A 14,080-nucleotide genomic window follows, 5' to 3' on the forward strand; every position below is an offset into this window, starting at 1 on the left:
GTGTCCCTCACCCTCGGCATCGTCGGCCTGCCGAACGTCGGCAAGTCGACCCTGTTCAACGCGTTGACCCGCAACGACGTGCTCGCCGCCAACTACCCGTTCGCGACGATCGAGCCCAACGTCGGCGTCGTTCCGTTGCCCGACCCGAGGCTGGACGAGCTCGCCGAGATCCACTCGTCGGCCAAGGTCGTGCCCGCCGTCGTGTCGTTCGTCGACATCGCCGGCATCGTCAAGGGCGCGTCCGAAGGTGCCGGGCTGGGCAACAAGTTCCTCGCCAACATCCGCGAGTCCGACGCGATCTGCCAGGTCGTGCGCGTGTTCTCCGACGACGACGTCGTGCACGTCGACGGCCGGATCGACCCCGCCGCCGACATCGAGACGATCGCCACCGAGCTGATCCTCGCCGACCTCCAGACCCTGGAGAAGGCCGTCCCGCGCCTCACCAAGGAAGCGCGGATGCAGAAGGACCGCCGCGCCGTGCTGGAGGCCGCCGAGGCCGCCGTCGACATCCTCAACGGCGGCACCACCCTGTTCGCCGCAGGCGTCGACAAGGAACCGCTGCGCGAGCTGTCGCTGCTCACCACCAAGCCGTTCCTCTACGTCTTCAACGCCGACGAGGGCGTCCTCACCGACGACGCGAAGCGCAAGGAGCTCGCCGACCTCGTCGCCCCCGCCGACGCCGTCTTCCTCGACGCGAAGGTCGAGTCGGAGCTGCTGGAGCTCGACGAGGAGTCGGCCCGCGAGCTGCTGGAGTCGATCGGCCAGGCCGAGCCCGGCCTCTACTCGCTGGCCCGCGCCGGCTTCCACACCCTCGGCCTGCAGACCTACCTGACCGCCGGGCCCAAGGAGTCGCGGGCCTGGACGATCAAGCAGGGCGCCACCGCCCCCCAGGCCGCCGGCGTCATCCACACCGACTTCGAGCGGGGCTTCATCAAGGCCGAGATCGTCTCCTACGACGACCTCGTCGCCGCCGGGTCGATGGCCGCCGCCAAGGCCGCCGGCAAGGTCCGCATGGAGGGCAAGGACTACGTCATGGCCGACGGCGACGTCGTCGAGTTCCGGTTCAACGTCTAGCGTTATTGACGCTCTGCGTTATATGCCGGTGCCTTGATCAGGTCGTTCGGTGCCAAGGAGACCGAGCGTCTGTGGCGTCGTGAGCGCGTGCCAGTGGCGGATCTGTTTCGTATGGACGGACGCCGGACCGGAGGAGGTGGAGATCGTTGACCACCACTGACAAGATCGCCCCGATCCACCCGGGAGAGGTCCTCATGGAGGACTTCATCGAGGGCTTCGGGATCACTCAGAACAAGCTGGCTGTGTCGATCGGAGTGCCGCCGCGCCGGATCAACGAGATCGTGCACGGCAAGCGGGGGATCACGGCGGACACCGCCTTGCGGCTCGCGAGGTACTTCGGCACATCGGCGGAGTTCTGGATCAACCTGCAGAGTCGCTACGAACTCGATCGTGCCGAGGACATCGCAGGGGAGCAGATCGCTTCGATCACCCCCATTGCGGGTCGCGTGAATTGCCTGATCAGCACGCCTTGTTGGTCGGCGCTGCCACGCAGTGAGGTTGACTGGGTCCTGTGGGTGCCCAGGCGGTTGGAGCGAAGCCGGCAGTCATCGTCGACGTCCTGAGTTTCTCGACGTCCGTATGCGTCGCGGTCGAGCGTGGCATGAGGGTCTTCCCACACCGCTGGAAGGGCGCAAGCCCTTGCTCGCGAAAGGTCTGGAACTCAGGTCGTCGCCGGGTGTTTCCGGAACTCGGCCGCTGTGGCGGACGTGTTCGCCGAGCGATCGGAGCGTGGCGCCTCGGTGGCAGTCATCGCGCCTGGAGAACGACGACGTGGGCTGCCCCCTCCTCACCGCGATCCGGCCGCCACGAGTGTCGCGGTGATGGGCTCGAGCGTGGTCTGCAGCTCGGTGAGTTCGTCGGCCGACAGAGCGGCGTAGGGCGGTGCGGCGAGCTCGTCGGTGACGGCCTCGATGCCGCGCTTGGTCTCGCGGCCGGCGTCGGTGAACCGCCCCTCGTCGTCGACGAGCCCGCGCTCGCGCAGACCCGCCATCACCTCGGCGAGTCGTGCCTTCGGCAGGTGGTGGACCCGCCCGAACGACTCCGCCGGGTGGATGCCGCAGTCCAGCGCGCTGAGGATGTGTGCCTCCGTGCCGCCGATCTGCGCGCCCAGCAGCGCCGCCACGTGCCCGTCGCCGCGGTGCTCGCGCAGCATGGTCGCGCAGTGCCACAGGCGGTCGACCGGGTCGCTCGGGACGGGCAACGTCCGCATCCCGGCGTACATGACCCGGCCGTTCGTCGGCGCGCCCGTCGCGGCCTTGGCCGTCAGGTCGGCGGCGCGCACCAGGCCGGCGGAACCGGCCAGCTCCTCGCCGAGGATGCGCCGCAGCGCCGTCACGCTGCCCCGCTGCCACGCGGCGCGCGAGACCTCGGGCGGGACCGTCTGCCACGCGCTCGGGATGTGCCGCGCGGCCTCGCCCTCGGCGAAGCTGTAGAACGCCGCGTGCACGACCTGGGCCGGCACCCTGCCCAGCGGCGCGGCCCGGCTCGCGAAGTAGCCGTCCCAGTAGGTGCGGTGACCGAGCGCGGCCAACTCCTCGTTCGGCTCGTCAGCGCAGTAGGTGACCAGGCAGATCGGCTCGAGGAGCTCGAACATGCGACGGGCGGTGCTCGCGGTGGGCATGCCGGGTAGACGCCGCGCGCGTCGCGAACTCATCGGCCGTCGGCGCTCAAGCCGCGCGGGCCGTCGGGGTGCCGCTCGGTCCCGCGATGTGGCGGACCGTCACGATCTTCGGGACCCACGCCGACAGCGACGACACGATCACCCCGGAACGGGAGTCGTGGGCGTCGACCACCAGGCCGTGGCCGATGTACATGCCGACGTGGCGCGGGTTGCGCGGCGACCCCAGCGAGCCCGGGATGAGCAGCAGGTCGCCCGGCGCGACTCGGGAGACGGCGACGGGCGTGCCCGCCGTCTTCTGGGTGACCGTCCCCGCCGGGACGGGGACGCCCGCCGCGGCCCAGGCAGCGGTCATCAGACCGGAGCAGTCGAACGCGTCGGGGCCTTTGGCCCCCCACACGTACGGGCGGCCGATCTTGGAGATCGCGTAGGCGACGGCGGCGCGCTGGCGGGGGTCGGCGGGCAGGGTGAAATCGGGCGGGACCCGGTCCTTGGCCACGCGCCCCGGTGAGCGCGGCGGGTCGCCCCGCGCGGGTGGGTCGCCACCGGCGCGGGCGGGAGCGATCTCCGCCGCGCCCTGGTCGGTGCAGCGCAGGGTCGCGGCCGCAGCGGCCTGCGGGTCACCCCCTGCGACGTCGTCGGGACCCGGCCACAGGTACGCGACCAGGGCCGCCGCGGCCACCTCGGCCGGTGCGTACCGCTGCGGGTAGGCCGAGCGCTGCACCGTCTGTGCCGCAACGCCGGGCGCCATCGCGGCCCAGCCGGGCACGCCGGCGAGGCGGTCGAGGAACGCGGCCGTCGCCAGCGCGGGGTTGAGCACCGTTTCGGGCGGCCCCCAGCCCTGTGACGGTCGCTGCTGGAACAACCCCATCGAGTCGGCGTGACCGTGGGACACGTTGCGCAGCCGCGACTCGACGATCGCCGTGGCCACCGCGACGACCGCCGCCCGCCGCGGCAGCTGCCGCGACACCACGACCTGGACGATCGTCTGCGCGTTGTCGGTCTGCTCGGCCGACCACGCCCGGTCGCCCAGCAGACGGGCGCCCCCGCCGGGGCCGCCGTCACCAGCGCAGCCACCCGCCAGCGCACCCCCGGCGACCGCGACCAGCGCGACACCGGTGAACAGCGTCGTCGACGCCGCCAGCCAGACCGCGGCGGCCACGAGCACCGCCACCCGGGGCCGCACGCGTCTCATCGGTCGGCCGCATCGAACAGCCCGCGTGCCCCGGGATGGAGCGCGACCGCGCTGAGCAGCCCGTTCGACTCGTCGACGAAGCTCGTGACGGCGGAGACCGTGCCGGCGCCCGTCGCCGCGTCGAACCCGCTGAGCCACGGGCCACCCGACGCGCCGGGCGTCATCGCGCACCGCATCTGCAGCGCGCCGAACGCGGCACGGCTGATCGTGACGCCCGGGCTCGTGCACCGGCGCAGGGTGCGGCCGTCGAAGGGTGCCGCGGCGGGATAGCCCAGCGCCGTCATCGGGGTGCCCGCGGGGACCGCGCCGAACGCGATGCGCTGCGTCCCCACGACGCCCTGCACCGTCCGGCCGTCGACCTCGCCGAGCCGCAGGAACGCGACGTCGTGGGTCGGCTCGCCGGACCCGGCCCAGCGCGGGTCGATCTCGACGCGCTCCACCGGCCAGCTGCCGAACGGCGCCCGGTCGCCGTCGCGTCCCGGGACGAACCCGGTGACGGTGAGTGGACCCGGTGCGCCGGGTGGCAGCTGCATCGGCGACCGCGCGGGCCGGTGGACGCAGTGCGCCGCCGTCACCGCGACACTGCCGCTACGGGACTCGACGACCGTTGCGGTGCAAGACGTCCGGTCGGTGCGCAGCTGCCCGACCGTCGCTGAGCGCGGTGCCCGGAAGAGCGAGCCGCTCGCGTCACCGCCCCCGATATCCGCGGCGGCGGTCAGGATCGCCGCCGGAGGAGGTCCTGCGGCGGCGCGCAGCACCGGGGTGCTCGGGTACGCGAGTGCCACGGCCAGCACCGTTGCGACGATGAGCCCGGCTCGACGAGAAGTCATCGGTCACCGCCGCGTCGCCCGAGGACGGCGTCGGTGACGGCCGGGATCGTCCCCGTGACGTTGTCGAGCACCGCGACCCCACCCCGGCCGGTGGGCGGCCGGTCGCCCTCGCCGAAGGTGTTGCCCCGGACGGTGACCTCGGCGAGCGCACCTGTGTTGAAGGTGATCCCGCCGCGGCCGTTGCCGCCGATGTGGTTGCCGGTGACGGTGACGTCGGAGACGTCGCCGCTGGACTCCACCCAGAAGTCGATCCCGGCACCCGCGTTGTCGCGCACGACGTTGTCGCTGATCGTGATACCCGCCAGCCGGCGTGTCTGCGACCAGTCCTCCACCGCCAGCCCGATCCCGGACTTGCTCGCCTCGGTCGCGCCCCAGACCTCGTTGTCGCGCACGGTGATGTCGTGGGCGGAGTCGACGTAGATGTTCGGTCCGCGGTTGTCCCACACCCGGTTGTGGTGGATGACGCCGTCGGCGGCCTCGTACTTGGCGTCGACGCCCTCCTCGCCGTTGTCGTGCACGGCCGAGTCGACGACCTCGAACGTCGTCGTCCCGACGATCGAGATCGCCTCGTTGCTCGCGCCGGTGCCGCGGGCGTTGTTGCCGTGGACCTCGCAGCCGTCGACGAGCACGTGCGTGCCGCCGGACAGCACGATCCCGCCGTCGGCGGAACCCGAGACCTCGCAGTCGCGCAGGACGACGTGGTCGACCTTGTCGCCGTACACGCCGTGCGTCGACGACCCGCGCACATGCAGCCCGACGAGCCGCACCCAGGACCGGCCGTCGAGACCGACGAGCCCGTTGCCCGACCCCGGCTCGCCCTCGACGACGACCTCGGACCCCGGAGCGGCGGCGATCGTCAGCCAGGAACCGGGGGCGCCGTCGCGGGTCACGGCGAAGCCCGGGTACGTGCCGGCGGAGACCTCGACGGTGTCACCCGGTGACGACGCCTCGACCGCGGCGGCGATGTCGCGGTACTGCCCGCCGGAGCCGACGGTCAGCGTGCGCCCACCACCGGGTGCGCCGTCGTCGATCCCCTTGCCCTGTGTCGTGTCGCTGCGGGTCCTTCGCTCGCGCGGCGTCTCCGTGCAGCCAGGTGCGGACGTCGTCCCGATCCCGGCGGCGGTCAGGGCCTCGTGGACGGCTCGCGCGCGAGCATCGGAGGAGCCCGCGGTCGCGGCGGCGAGCTCGGTGGCGGCCGCCTGCCAGCCGCAACGTGGTGCCGTCGCGGCGGACGCGGTGGCCGGCGCGACGACGGCCAGGACCACCGCCACCGTCACGCTTAGCAGCGGGCGCCGGCTCATCGAGAGACCCCGACGGGACGGGCGTTCGCCCGGGCCGGCGCGCGCAGCGGGGCGTCGGTGTCGAACATGCGCTGCTCGGTGGGAGACAGCACGGTCTGCACCTTGCGTCCCGGGTGGTTCTCGATCTTCCACAGCGCCCGCCCGCGGCGCTCCATGGCCCAGCCGGTCGTCGCCTCCTGCTCGCGCTCGGACAGCGCCAGCTCGGTGGCCAGCTCGTCGGCGACCCGCGTCGACTGCCCCAGCAGGATCCGCGTCGAACACAGCGACAGCAGGTCCTTCGCGATCGCGACCTCCTGAGACCCGGCCTCGCCGACCGACAGCAGGTCCGACGGCTTGTGCATGACCAGCAGCTGGATCCGTCGCTCCGCGCGGGAGAGCCGCAGATCGGAGTCGACGGCCTGCACCGCCCGCAACCCGAGCCGCAGCTGCCGCCACACCTCGTCGCGCACCACGATGCGGACCTCGCCGTCGTCCTGCAGATCGGTGATCATCGACGACCACGAGCCGAGGCACGTCAGCGCGACGGCGACGGCCTGGTCGCCGCGCGAGCGCAGCCGCGACAGGTCCATCGACTGGATCGGCGCGTCCCAGTCGAGATCGACGTTCGTGGGGGAGTCGAACAGCCCGGCGAGTGGCCCGTGGACCAGGTTGGACAAGGCGTCGGTGATCAGCCGTGTGTGGTCGAGGAACTCGCGCTCCCCGGCGAAGCGGGCGTGCCGCCACAGGTCGGGATCGGGATCGGCGAGTGCGCGCGCGACGTCGGGGATCGTGATGGGGCGCAACCGGGTGGCGTCACCGTCACCGCCCACGAGGCGCCGCAGGACGACCGCGATCACCAGCTCGTCGGTGACCGTCGGGCTGTAGCCCTGGGTCTCGGCGAGCGCGGCGAGCAGCCGCGTCCAGCGGGCCAGGATGCCGGTCAGCTCCTCGCGCCGGCGGGTGGCCGACCACCCCGGCCAGCGCGCCGCGAGCGGGCCGAGATCGAGGGCGTTGAGCCGGGCGACGCTGCCGTTGCCGAGCTCGACGGGGGTGATGCCCAGTGCGCGCAGCAGGGGCGTGTACTCGCCCTTGACGTCGCCCGACACCAGGGTCCTGATGCCGAAGAGCATCATGCGCAGGCAGAACGCGACGACCGTCGACGACTTCCCGCGGCCCGGCTCGCCGAAGACGACCATGTTCGGGTTCGTCGCGAGGCCGCGCAGCAGCCACTCGACGGGATGGCAGTAGAACGCGCCGCCGGACAGAGCGTCGTACCCGATCCGGGCGCCGACGGCCGGCACACCGTCCGCTGCCAGCAGCGGGAACAGGCCGCCGACCTCGCCGGTGGTCGCCCGGTACACCGGCACCCGCGAGGCAGCCTCGACCGCGGCCCACCCGTGGCCCGGCTCGGCCCGGCCACGGCGCGGGACCCGTTGGCGCGCAGCCCGCTCGCGACGATCCGGAACCGGCGCGGGCGCCGCGGCATCGGCTCCGCGGGCACCGTCGCCGAACGACGCGAGCAGCTCGCGGGCACCGCGGCCACCGTCGGACATCCGTCGTGGACGTGTGCTCATCCGTCCAGCCCTCCCCGCAGCCGCGGTAGCCCGATGCCGACGGGCAGTACCGCCGCCACGAACGCCGAGTCCTGCGCGAGCTCCAGGCGCAGCAGCCGGAACCGGCCGGACGCGTCGTTCTCCAGACGCGCCGCGTGGTCCTCGACGTCGCGGTCGGCCGGAACCGTCACCGACGCCGCGACGGTGAAGCGCACCAGCGACTGCCCCGCGTCGACCGCCGACTCCCGGTCGCGGGCCCCGTCGGAACGGCGGCGGTCGGTCGCCGTGTCGCCGACGCCCTGCGCGTCCCGCCAGTCACGGGTCGCCGTGCTGCGGAAACGGCCCGACCGCACGGCGCGGGCCGCGGCACGGGCCGAGAGGGCCTCGTAGTGGATCGCGACCGTCCGTCGCTCGCCGGGACCGCGGACGGCGAGGAGCGGCCCGAGGGAACCGAACACCGTCCCGGCCGACGGCATCATCACCGCGTAGGAGACCGAGGAGAAGCCGTCGTGGTGGTAGGCGCGCGCGGCGGGCGCCGGGGCGAACGCGGGCCCGGCGAGAGCCGGCGGAACACCACCGCAGCGGACCAGGGCGGACGCCGCGCCCGGGTTGAAGCCCGTCCGGATCGCGGCGGCCATGTCGCTGCCCGACAGCCAGGACACCGACCGCGCACCCAGCGTCGTCAACGCGTCGTCGAGGCCGTCGAGGACCCGGTAGAGCACGCTGGCCCGGCCCTCGATCCCGCCACCGGCGGCAGCCGCCGGGCGTCGCAGCGCCGACTCCGGGCCCGACACCGTCACGAACAGCTCCGTGCGCACCGACGCGGCACCGATCGTGCGGTCGAGCTCGTCGACGGCCTGGCGAGCCAGGGGCGGTGCGTCGGGCGACTCGTGCAGCGCACGCCACAACCCGTACTCGGTGCCGTCGTCGGGGACGGTCCTGACCAGCAGCGACAGCCGGTCGACCACCTCACGCCGGCCGATCGCGACGAGCAGGTGGCCCAGCCGGGACGCGAGCCGCTCGCACTCGACGTCGGACATCATCCCGACGCCCGAGTGCGTGAGCCGCGCCGTGGCACCCCAGCGGTCGTCGCCGGTGTCGTGGATCAGGCACAGCCGGCCCTGGTCGCGGAACGGCGGTCCGTCGGGGAACTCGACGCGGGTGAGCACTCCCGGCAGGTCCGGTTCGCCGTGCGGGCCGGCGAGCCCGGCCGCGGCCTTCGACTGCCACAGCGACCAGCGCATCAGGACTCCTGTCCGGAACGAGACGAGATCGGCGAGCCAGCGCGCCGCCGGACGGCCGCGGACGGGGACGACGACGAGCGCGCCCAGCAGCGCGGCGACCGCGAGCAGGCCGACGACGTGGCCCCACCGGCCCGCGGCGAGCGCGAACAGGACGGGCACGACGAGCACGAGACAGGCCAGTGCCTGGGGCAGGGTGAGGCCGAGGACCCAGCCGTCGCGTTCGCGGACGTCGAGATCGCGGTAGACGCGCGGCGCGGCGTCGTCACGGTGGGCCCGGGCCGTCATCCGACCGGCCTGACGTCGGCGACGAGGTCGTCGCGGAGAACGAGAGGTTCCGGACGGGTGGGCGGCAACCGGTCGGCGTCGGGCACCGGCGCCGCCGCGACCGCCCCGTCGAACCGGGCGACGTGGGTGTCCTCGGCCGCCGTCCCTGCGGCGCGGACCTCGTCGGGCTCCGGTGACGTCCGGGACAGCCCGGCTCGCAGCACCACACCCGACGCCGTCCCGGGCTCGACGAACGCCAGCAGCCGGAACACCCCGAACGGGCACAGCAGCGCCACCAGCAGCACACCGGCCGCGGCGAGCAGACCGCCGAGCCCCGACGGTTCACCGAGGATCGCGGTACCGACGACCAGCACCAGCGCGAGCGCCGGCTTCAGCAGCACGGCCGCGGCGGTCCACCGCAGAGCGCGCCAGAACCAGCCCGCCGTGCTGCGGGTCATGAGCCCGGCCGCGGTCAACGGGAGCGTCGCCACCAGCACGAGCACCACGACCTGACGGAACACCGCCTGCAGCAGGAACCCGATGGCGGCCGGGACGATCGCGAACGCCGACACGATGCCGAGCACGACCGAGCGGGCGGTCGCGTCGACGTCGGAGCCCAGGTCGGGACTCTCGGTGAGGACACGCGCGAGTGGGGCGCTGTCGAGCAGCCCGCGGAACCCGTCGACGCCGACGCCCTCGTGCAGCAGCAGCCGGGTCAGGCCGTCGGCACCCCCGAGCGCGACGGTGACCACCCCGACGCTCAACGCGCACGCGACACCGAACGCCAACGGGCCCGTCGCGATCCGCCAGAACCCGACACCGCCGCGCAGCATTGTCACGCCCAGCTGCCAGCAGAACAGGGCGAGCGCCACCAGACACGCGACCCACATCAGGGTGCCGCCGAGCGCTGTCAGAGGCGACGAGGCGGTGCCGGCCGCGAGCAGCCCGTCGACCAGGTCGAGCGCGGTCCGCAGCAGATACAGCGCCGCCGTCCAGAGGGCTTTCATGATCGAGGCGAGGATCGTGTCGAACGCCTTGCCGATGGCCACGTCGATACCCGGCATCAGATCGCCCCCAGCGGCAGGTAGCCGGCGTCGAGGGCCTCGTCGGTGCCCGGCCAGGCGACGGTCGCGGCAGCGGCCTGGGCACCCGGGCTGATCCGCCACGTGTCGCCGATGCGCCGCATCGCCTGGCAGTCGGCGCCGCCGGAGCTGATCGGGATGCCGTTCGCGACGACGTCGACCTGCCCGAGTACGCACGCCACGACGTAGCGCCCGCCGTCGGCGGTGCCCTTGACCAGCCCGGCCATCGGGGTGAACCTCATCGCGAGCTCGGGGGCCGCGCCGGTGCGTGGCAGTCCTGCGGCCGCCCGGATCCGGACGAGGCCACGGTGCAGCACCGTCGACTCGACCTGGGGAGCGCCGGGCTCGGCGATCGCGTCGTACGCCAGCTCGTAGGCCCGCGGGTCGGCGCCCTGCAGCCCGAGGCGGGTCAGTTCGGTGAGCTGGGCGAGTGCGCCCTCCGGCGTCGCCGGGAACGGGCCGGTGGGCAGCGTGATCGCGCCGGCGGGGGTGCGGGTGCTCAGCGTGTGCGGCTGCGCCGCGGAGTCGGGAAGCCGGGGCATCGCGCGGGTGGCGAGCGCGGTCTCGGCGGCGAGGTCCCAGAACGGATCGTGGCCAGGGGCGGGCGCGGGCGCCGGTTCGGGGTCCGCGCCCAGCCCGAGCAGCAGCGAGACGAGTCCGATGAGCAGCAACGACGTCAGGACGCCGAGGGCGGCGAGGAGAAGACCACCGCGTCGGCGGGCCGTCGTCGGCGTCTCGGCCCCGGCGATCGTGGGGGCGCTCATCGGAGCCTCCGGCGGGGGCGGCCCGCCGCGTCGGGAAGCAGGTTCCACCTGGTCAAGAGGGGGGTCACGGCGTCGAGAAGGCGGTCGGGCAGCAGCTCGGCGGTGACGCCCGCGACCTGCACCTCCTCGTCGTGCGGTACGAATACCGCGGTCTCCGTCATCGGTTCGAGCCGGCGTCCCGCCGCCCCCACCACGCCCGCAGGCCAGCGCTTGGCGCCCACGACGACCAGTTGGTACGGGTTGACCGCGGCCCCCGCGGACACCCACGGCTCCAGCCGGGCCAGCACCTGCTCGGCGTGCCGCAGCGACGGCCGCGTCGGGCGCACCACCAGCAGCGGCCGCTGCGCCGGCGTCCCGAGCCGCAGCCAGCCACCAGGGCCGGCCAGCGGGTTCGCGGCGGCGCGCCACCCGTCGTGGCCGATGTCGACGACCGTCACGTGCAGCGGGTCGAGCTCCGGCAGCCACTGCGGGGGCGGCGGCACCATCCCTGGTGTGATCACCGGCAGCGTGCTCTCCAGCCGTGTGAGCAGCGCCTGCCCGCGCCACGAGAAACGCAGCGACAGGTCCGGCGTCAGCGCCGACGTCCACGGGCCCTCGACCTCCGCCGCGGCGGCGAGCCCGGAGCGGGCCGGGTCGGCGGCGTCGACGAGCAGCACGCACCGCCCGGCCGTCTGCAGGGTGTCGGCCAGCGCGGCGGCGACCACCGACGCACCCGCGCCGGGTGATCCCGACAGCACCGGGATGAGCGCGCCGAACCCGTTCCAGCTCACCGGGTCGGTGATGCCCGCGGGCAGGTCCAGCGCCGTCATCGCCGCGGCCGCGGCACCCATCCGGGCGGCCGTCGACGTCGGGTCGAGCGCGGTTCCGGCGACATGACCGCGTGCCGCCGCGGCCGTCGACTCCTCGACGTCCACGCGGTCGACCGGGACCGGTCCGGCGCCGCGACGGGTCGCGGCACCGAGCGCGGCGGTGAGGTCGGTGACCGTGGCCGGGGAGCTCGGCCGGTTGCCGACGACCAGCCGACGAACCGGCCCGCGCCGGGACTGCCGCACGCTCGGGCCCGTGACCGGCGGCTCCTGCCACTGCGCGCTCACGACAGGCCGAGTTTCTTCGAGCATGCAGGCCAGGCGCTGTAGCCGCCGCGGTCGTCGCGCACCTTCTCGGCGACCGCGATCTGCTGTTCGCGGGTGGCCTGGTCGGCGCTCGACGCGTACCGGTCGCCGCCGTAGGCCTTCCAGGTCGCGGCGTCGAACTGGAGCCCGCCCTTGTAGCCGTTGCCGGTGTCGATCGACCAGTTGCCGCTCGACTCGCACTGCGCGAGCCGGTCCCAGTCCGAGCTTTCGGTGCCGGCGGTGCCGGCGTCGTCGGGCTCGGCCGGAGCCTCGTCGCGGGGTTGCTCGTCAGCCGGCTCGTCGTTCACCGCCGACTCGTCGTCGTCGGGCTCGTCGTCGGGCTCGTCGGCGGCCGCCTGGTCGGTGTCCTCGGGCTCGTCGTCGGGCGCGGGATCGTCGTGGTCGACATTGTCGTCGACGTTGTCGTCGACCTGGGTGCTCCGCTCGGAGCCGCCGGAGTCCTCGTCGCGTTCCTGGTCGTCGCGTTCCTGGTCGTCGTGCTCCTGGTCGGCGCGGGACGTGTCGGTGCTGGTGTCGCGGGTGCGGTCGGTCGTCGTCCTCGTTCCCCGGCGTGCGGTGATGCCCTGGGCGGCGAGCTGGTCGGAGAGGCGGCGCGCGACGGGGTCGTCGCCCACGGTCTCCAGTTGCTCGGCGAGCGCCTGGGCCTTCGCCTCCCAGTCCGGGGTGTTCGCACCGGCCCCGATCTCGCGGTAGCTCGTGGAGCCACGGTCGGTCCCGGTGTCGCTCCCGCGCCGGGCGTCGTCCGCGGGCTCGGAGCTGCGGTCACCCGTCCGCGTCTCGGTGTCGGTGACGGTGCTCGTGCCGTTGCGGGCCTTCGTGATCAGGTCGGCGAGGTGCTGGGCGTCCGGGTCGGGGTCGGCCTCCAGCCGCTCGAGCAGCCGGTCGGCCTGGGCGGACCAGCCCGCCCCGCCGGAGTTTCCGAAGTCGACACCGCAGACCGTGACGGCCTCGGTGGGCAGCGACGCGATCGCGGCGGCGAACATCCCGTCGAGGGGGAGCGCGAGCGGCGGCACCCCGGCGGCGGAGGCGGTGAAACCCGCACCCGGCCGTCGGCTCTCCCCGGAGGCCGGTTCGTCGTCGGTGCGGCGCAGGTCGGCGGGGGTGGGCGAGAACCCGGCCCGGGCCAGCGCGACCGCGACCGAGCCGGCGGCGGCGTCGGCCTCCATCGCGACGACCGCGGTGTCGGCGAGGTCGTGGACCGCCTGGCGCCATCCCGTCGAGACCGCGGGTGTGATCCCCAACGACCGGATGCCCGCGGAGAGCGCGACGGCACGGGTGTCGGACCCCGCGAACGTCAGCGACGCGACCAGTTGGCGCGTCTGTTCCAGGAGCCGCCGCGCCTCCTGCGCCGTCAGCTGTCGACCGCTCCCCGACGTGGTGGAGCTGCCGGTGGTGACGGTGCAGGTCGAGGCGGCCGGCACGACGACCGGGTCGGCACCGGGCGCCGCGCCCGCGGCGAGGGCGGCGGCGACGGCCAGGACGCCGACCGCGGTGGTGACGGGCATCTTCGGACTCCTCGGGAGGTGGCGGGGGTTCGGGCTCATCGGGTGCACCCGGTGCTGGTCGTGGGCGTCTCGTCGCCCGGTGTCGCGGCCGTCCCGCCACTCCAGTCGGAGAGGACCTGCAGCCGCTCCCACGGGATCGCGCCGAGCGCGACGAAGTCGCCGGACAGTCCGGCCTGCGCGTAGGCGTCGGAGTCGGGCGCGTACTCGGCGATGAACGCCATCCGGGCGCCGCCGTTGTCGCCGACGTAGGCGCCGTAGGTCTGCAGCGTCTTGGCGATGGTCTTCTCGCCATCGCTGATGCCGGGGATGGCGTCGACGTCGACACCCGGATCGAGCTGGACACGGGCACCCTCCGGGATGGGGGAGCCGGCACCGTCCATGTTGGAGCCGTCGGTCTTGGTGGCGGGGTAGCGGACCTCGTCGGGCTTCACCATGTTCGTCGAGAAGAACAGGGCGTGCGGGATGTGGCCGTCGGCGATCTCGGATGCGCGGACGACGGCGGCGTAGCGGGCGATGCCGGCGCCGGTGGAGGAGCCGT

At 73.9% G+C, this 14,080-nt stretch carries 12 protein-coding genes and 1 pseudogene; 2 read left to right on the plus strand and 11 right to left on the minus strand.

The genetic code is table 11. From position 1 onward, the window contains the following. Nucleotides 1–1,074 carry a redox-regulated ATPase YchF gene (gene ychF, locus PSU4_RS17170; RefSeq protein WP_147109440.1) on the plus strand — a complete coding sequence of 358 codons (1,074 nt, stop codon included), beginning with the start codon at nt 1–3 and terminating at the stop codon, nt 1,072–1,074. A 146-nt stretch (nt 1,075–1,220) separates the two neighbouring features. Next, nucleotides 1,221–1,637 (plus strand): HigA family addiction module antitoxin, encoded by a 417-nt coding sequence (locus tag PSU4_RS32905; RefSeq protein WP_307724792.1) that lies wholly within the window; start codon nt 1,221–1,223, stop codon nt 1,635–1,637. Between the two features lie 224 nt (nt 1,638–1,861). On the opposite strand, the gene PSU4_RS17185 is transcribed toward PSU4_RS32905, so the two are convergent. From PSU4_RS17185 to PSU4_RS17235, 11 genes and pseudogenes are all read right to left on the minus strand, one after another. After that, a complete protein-coding gene (locus PSU4_RS17185) occupies nt 1,862–2,668 on the minus strand; it encodes an SCO6745 family protein (RefSeq protein WP_147109443.1) in 807 nt (268 codons plus the stop codon). Between the two features lie 73 nt (nt 2,669–2,741). Continuing rightward, nucleotides 2,742–3,878, minus strand: coding sequence for a C40 family peptidase (locus tag PSU4_RS17190; RefSeq protein ID WP_373866065.1), 1,137 nt, complete (start codon nt 3,876–3,878; stop codon nt 2,742–2,744). Between the two features lie 5 nt (nt 3,879–3,883). Next, complete coding sequence (locus PSU4_RS17195; protein ID WP_147109449.1) at nt 3,884–4,717, minus strand: trypsin-like serine peptidase; 834 nt, start codon at nt 4,715–4,717, stop codon at nt 3,884–3,886. Then, on the minus strand, nt 4,714–5,994 hold the full coding sequence (locus tag PSU4_RS17200) for a right-handed parallel beta-helix repeat-containing protein (protein WP_246115168.1): 1,281 nt from the start codon (nt 5,992–5,994) through the stop codon (nt 4,714–4,716). The genes PSU4_RS17195 and PSU4_RS17200 overlap by 4 nt, the downstream gene beginning before the upstream one ends. Before the next feature lie 20 nt (nt 5,995–6,014). Continuing rightward, nucleotides 6,015–7,571 (minus strand): putative type IV secretion/conjugal transfer ATPase, encoded by a 1,557-nt coding sequence (locus PSU4_RS17205; protein ID WP_246115169.1) that lies wholly within the window; start codon nt 7,569–7,571, stop codon nt 6,015–6,017. Beyond that, the gene (locus PSU4_RS17210; protein WP_147109455.1) at nt 7,568–9,079 is read right to left on the minus strand and encodes an SCO6880 family protein; all 1,512 of its coding nucleotides are present in this window, start codon (nt 9,077–9,079) and stop codon (nt 7,568–7,570) included. Before PSU4_RS17210 ends, PSU4_RS17205 begins: the two co-directional genes overlap by 4 nt. Next, nucleotides 9,076–10,122, minus strand: a complete 1,047-nt coding sequence (locus tag PSU4_RS17215; protein WP_147109458.1) for a hypothetical protein — start codon at nt 10,120–10,122, stop codon at nt 9,076–9,078. The genes PSU4_RS17210 and PSU4_RS17215 overlap by 4 nt, the downstream gene beginning before the upstream one ends. Then, nucleotides 10,122–10,904 (minus strand): hypothetical protein, encoded by a 783-nt coding sequence (locus PSU4_RS17220; protein ID WP_246115170.1) that lies wholly within the window; start codon nt 10,902–10,904, stop codon nt 10,122–10,124. Before PSU4_RS17220 ends, PSU4_RS17215 begins: the two co-directional genes overlap by 1 nt. After that, nucleotides 10,901–11,998: a hypothetical protein gene (locus PSU4_RS17225; RefSeq protein ID WP_246115171.1), complete on the minus strand. Its 1,098-nt coding sequence runs from the start codon at nt 11,996–11,998 to the stop codon at nt 10,901–10,903. The genes PSU4_RS17220 and PSU4_RS17225 overlap by 4 nt, the downstream gene beginning before the upstream one ends. Next, nucleotides 11,995–13,542 (minus strand): transglycosylase family protein, encoded by a 1,548-nt coding sequence (locus PSU4_RS17230; protein WP_246115172.1) that lies wholly within the window; start codon nt 13,540–13,542, stop codon nt 11,995–11,997. The genes PSU4_RS17225 and PSU4_RS17230 overlap by 4 nt, the downstream gene beginning before the upstream one ends. A gap of 35 nt (nt 13,543–13,577) precedes the next feature. Further along, nucleotides 13,578–14,080, minus strand: a pseudogene (locus PSU4_RS17235) (hypothetical protein); the annotation flags it as partial.

The sequence above is a fragment of the Pseudonocardia sulfidoxydans NBRC 16205 genome (genome assembly GCF_007989085.1).
Taxonomy (GTDB): domain Bacteria; phylum Actinomycetota; class Actinomycetes; order Mycobacteriales; family Pseudonocardiaceae; genus Pseudonocardia; species Pseudonocardia sulfidoxydans.

Bases quoted from the DNA above. Each gene is read 5' to 3' on its own strand.
- PSU4_RS17185 (WP_147109443.1), bottom strand. From the start codon at position 2,668: ATGTTCGAGCTCCTCGAGCCGATCTGCCTGGTCACCTACTGCGCTGAC.
- PSU4_RS17195 (WP_147109449.1), bottom strand. From the start codon at position 4,717: ATGACTTCTCGTCGAGCCGGGCTCATCGTCGCAACGGTGCTGGCCGTG.
- PSU4_RS17205 (WP_246115169.1), bottom strand. From the start codon at position 7,571: ATGAGCACACGTCCACGACGGATGTCCGACGGTGGCCGCGGTGCCCGC.
- PSU4_RS17210 (WP_147109455.1), bottom strand. From the start codon at position 9,079: ATGACGGCCCGGGCCCACCGTGACGACGCCGCGCCGCGCGTCTACCGC.
- PSU4_RS17215 (WP_147109458.1), bottom strand. From the start codon at position 10,122: ATGCCGGGTATCGACGTGGCCATCGGCAAGGCGTTCGACACGATCCTC.
- PSU4_RS17220 (WP_246115170.1), bottom strand. From the start codon at position 10,904: ATGAGCGCCCCCACGATCGCCGGGGCCGAGACGCCGACGACGGCCCGC.
- PSU4_RS17230 (WP_246115172.1), bottom strand. From the start codon at position 13,542: ATGCCCGTCACCACCGCGGTCGGCGTCCTGGCCGTCGCCGCCGCCCTC.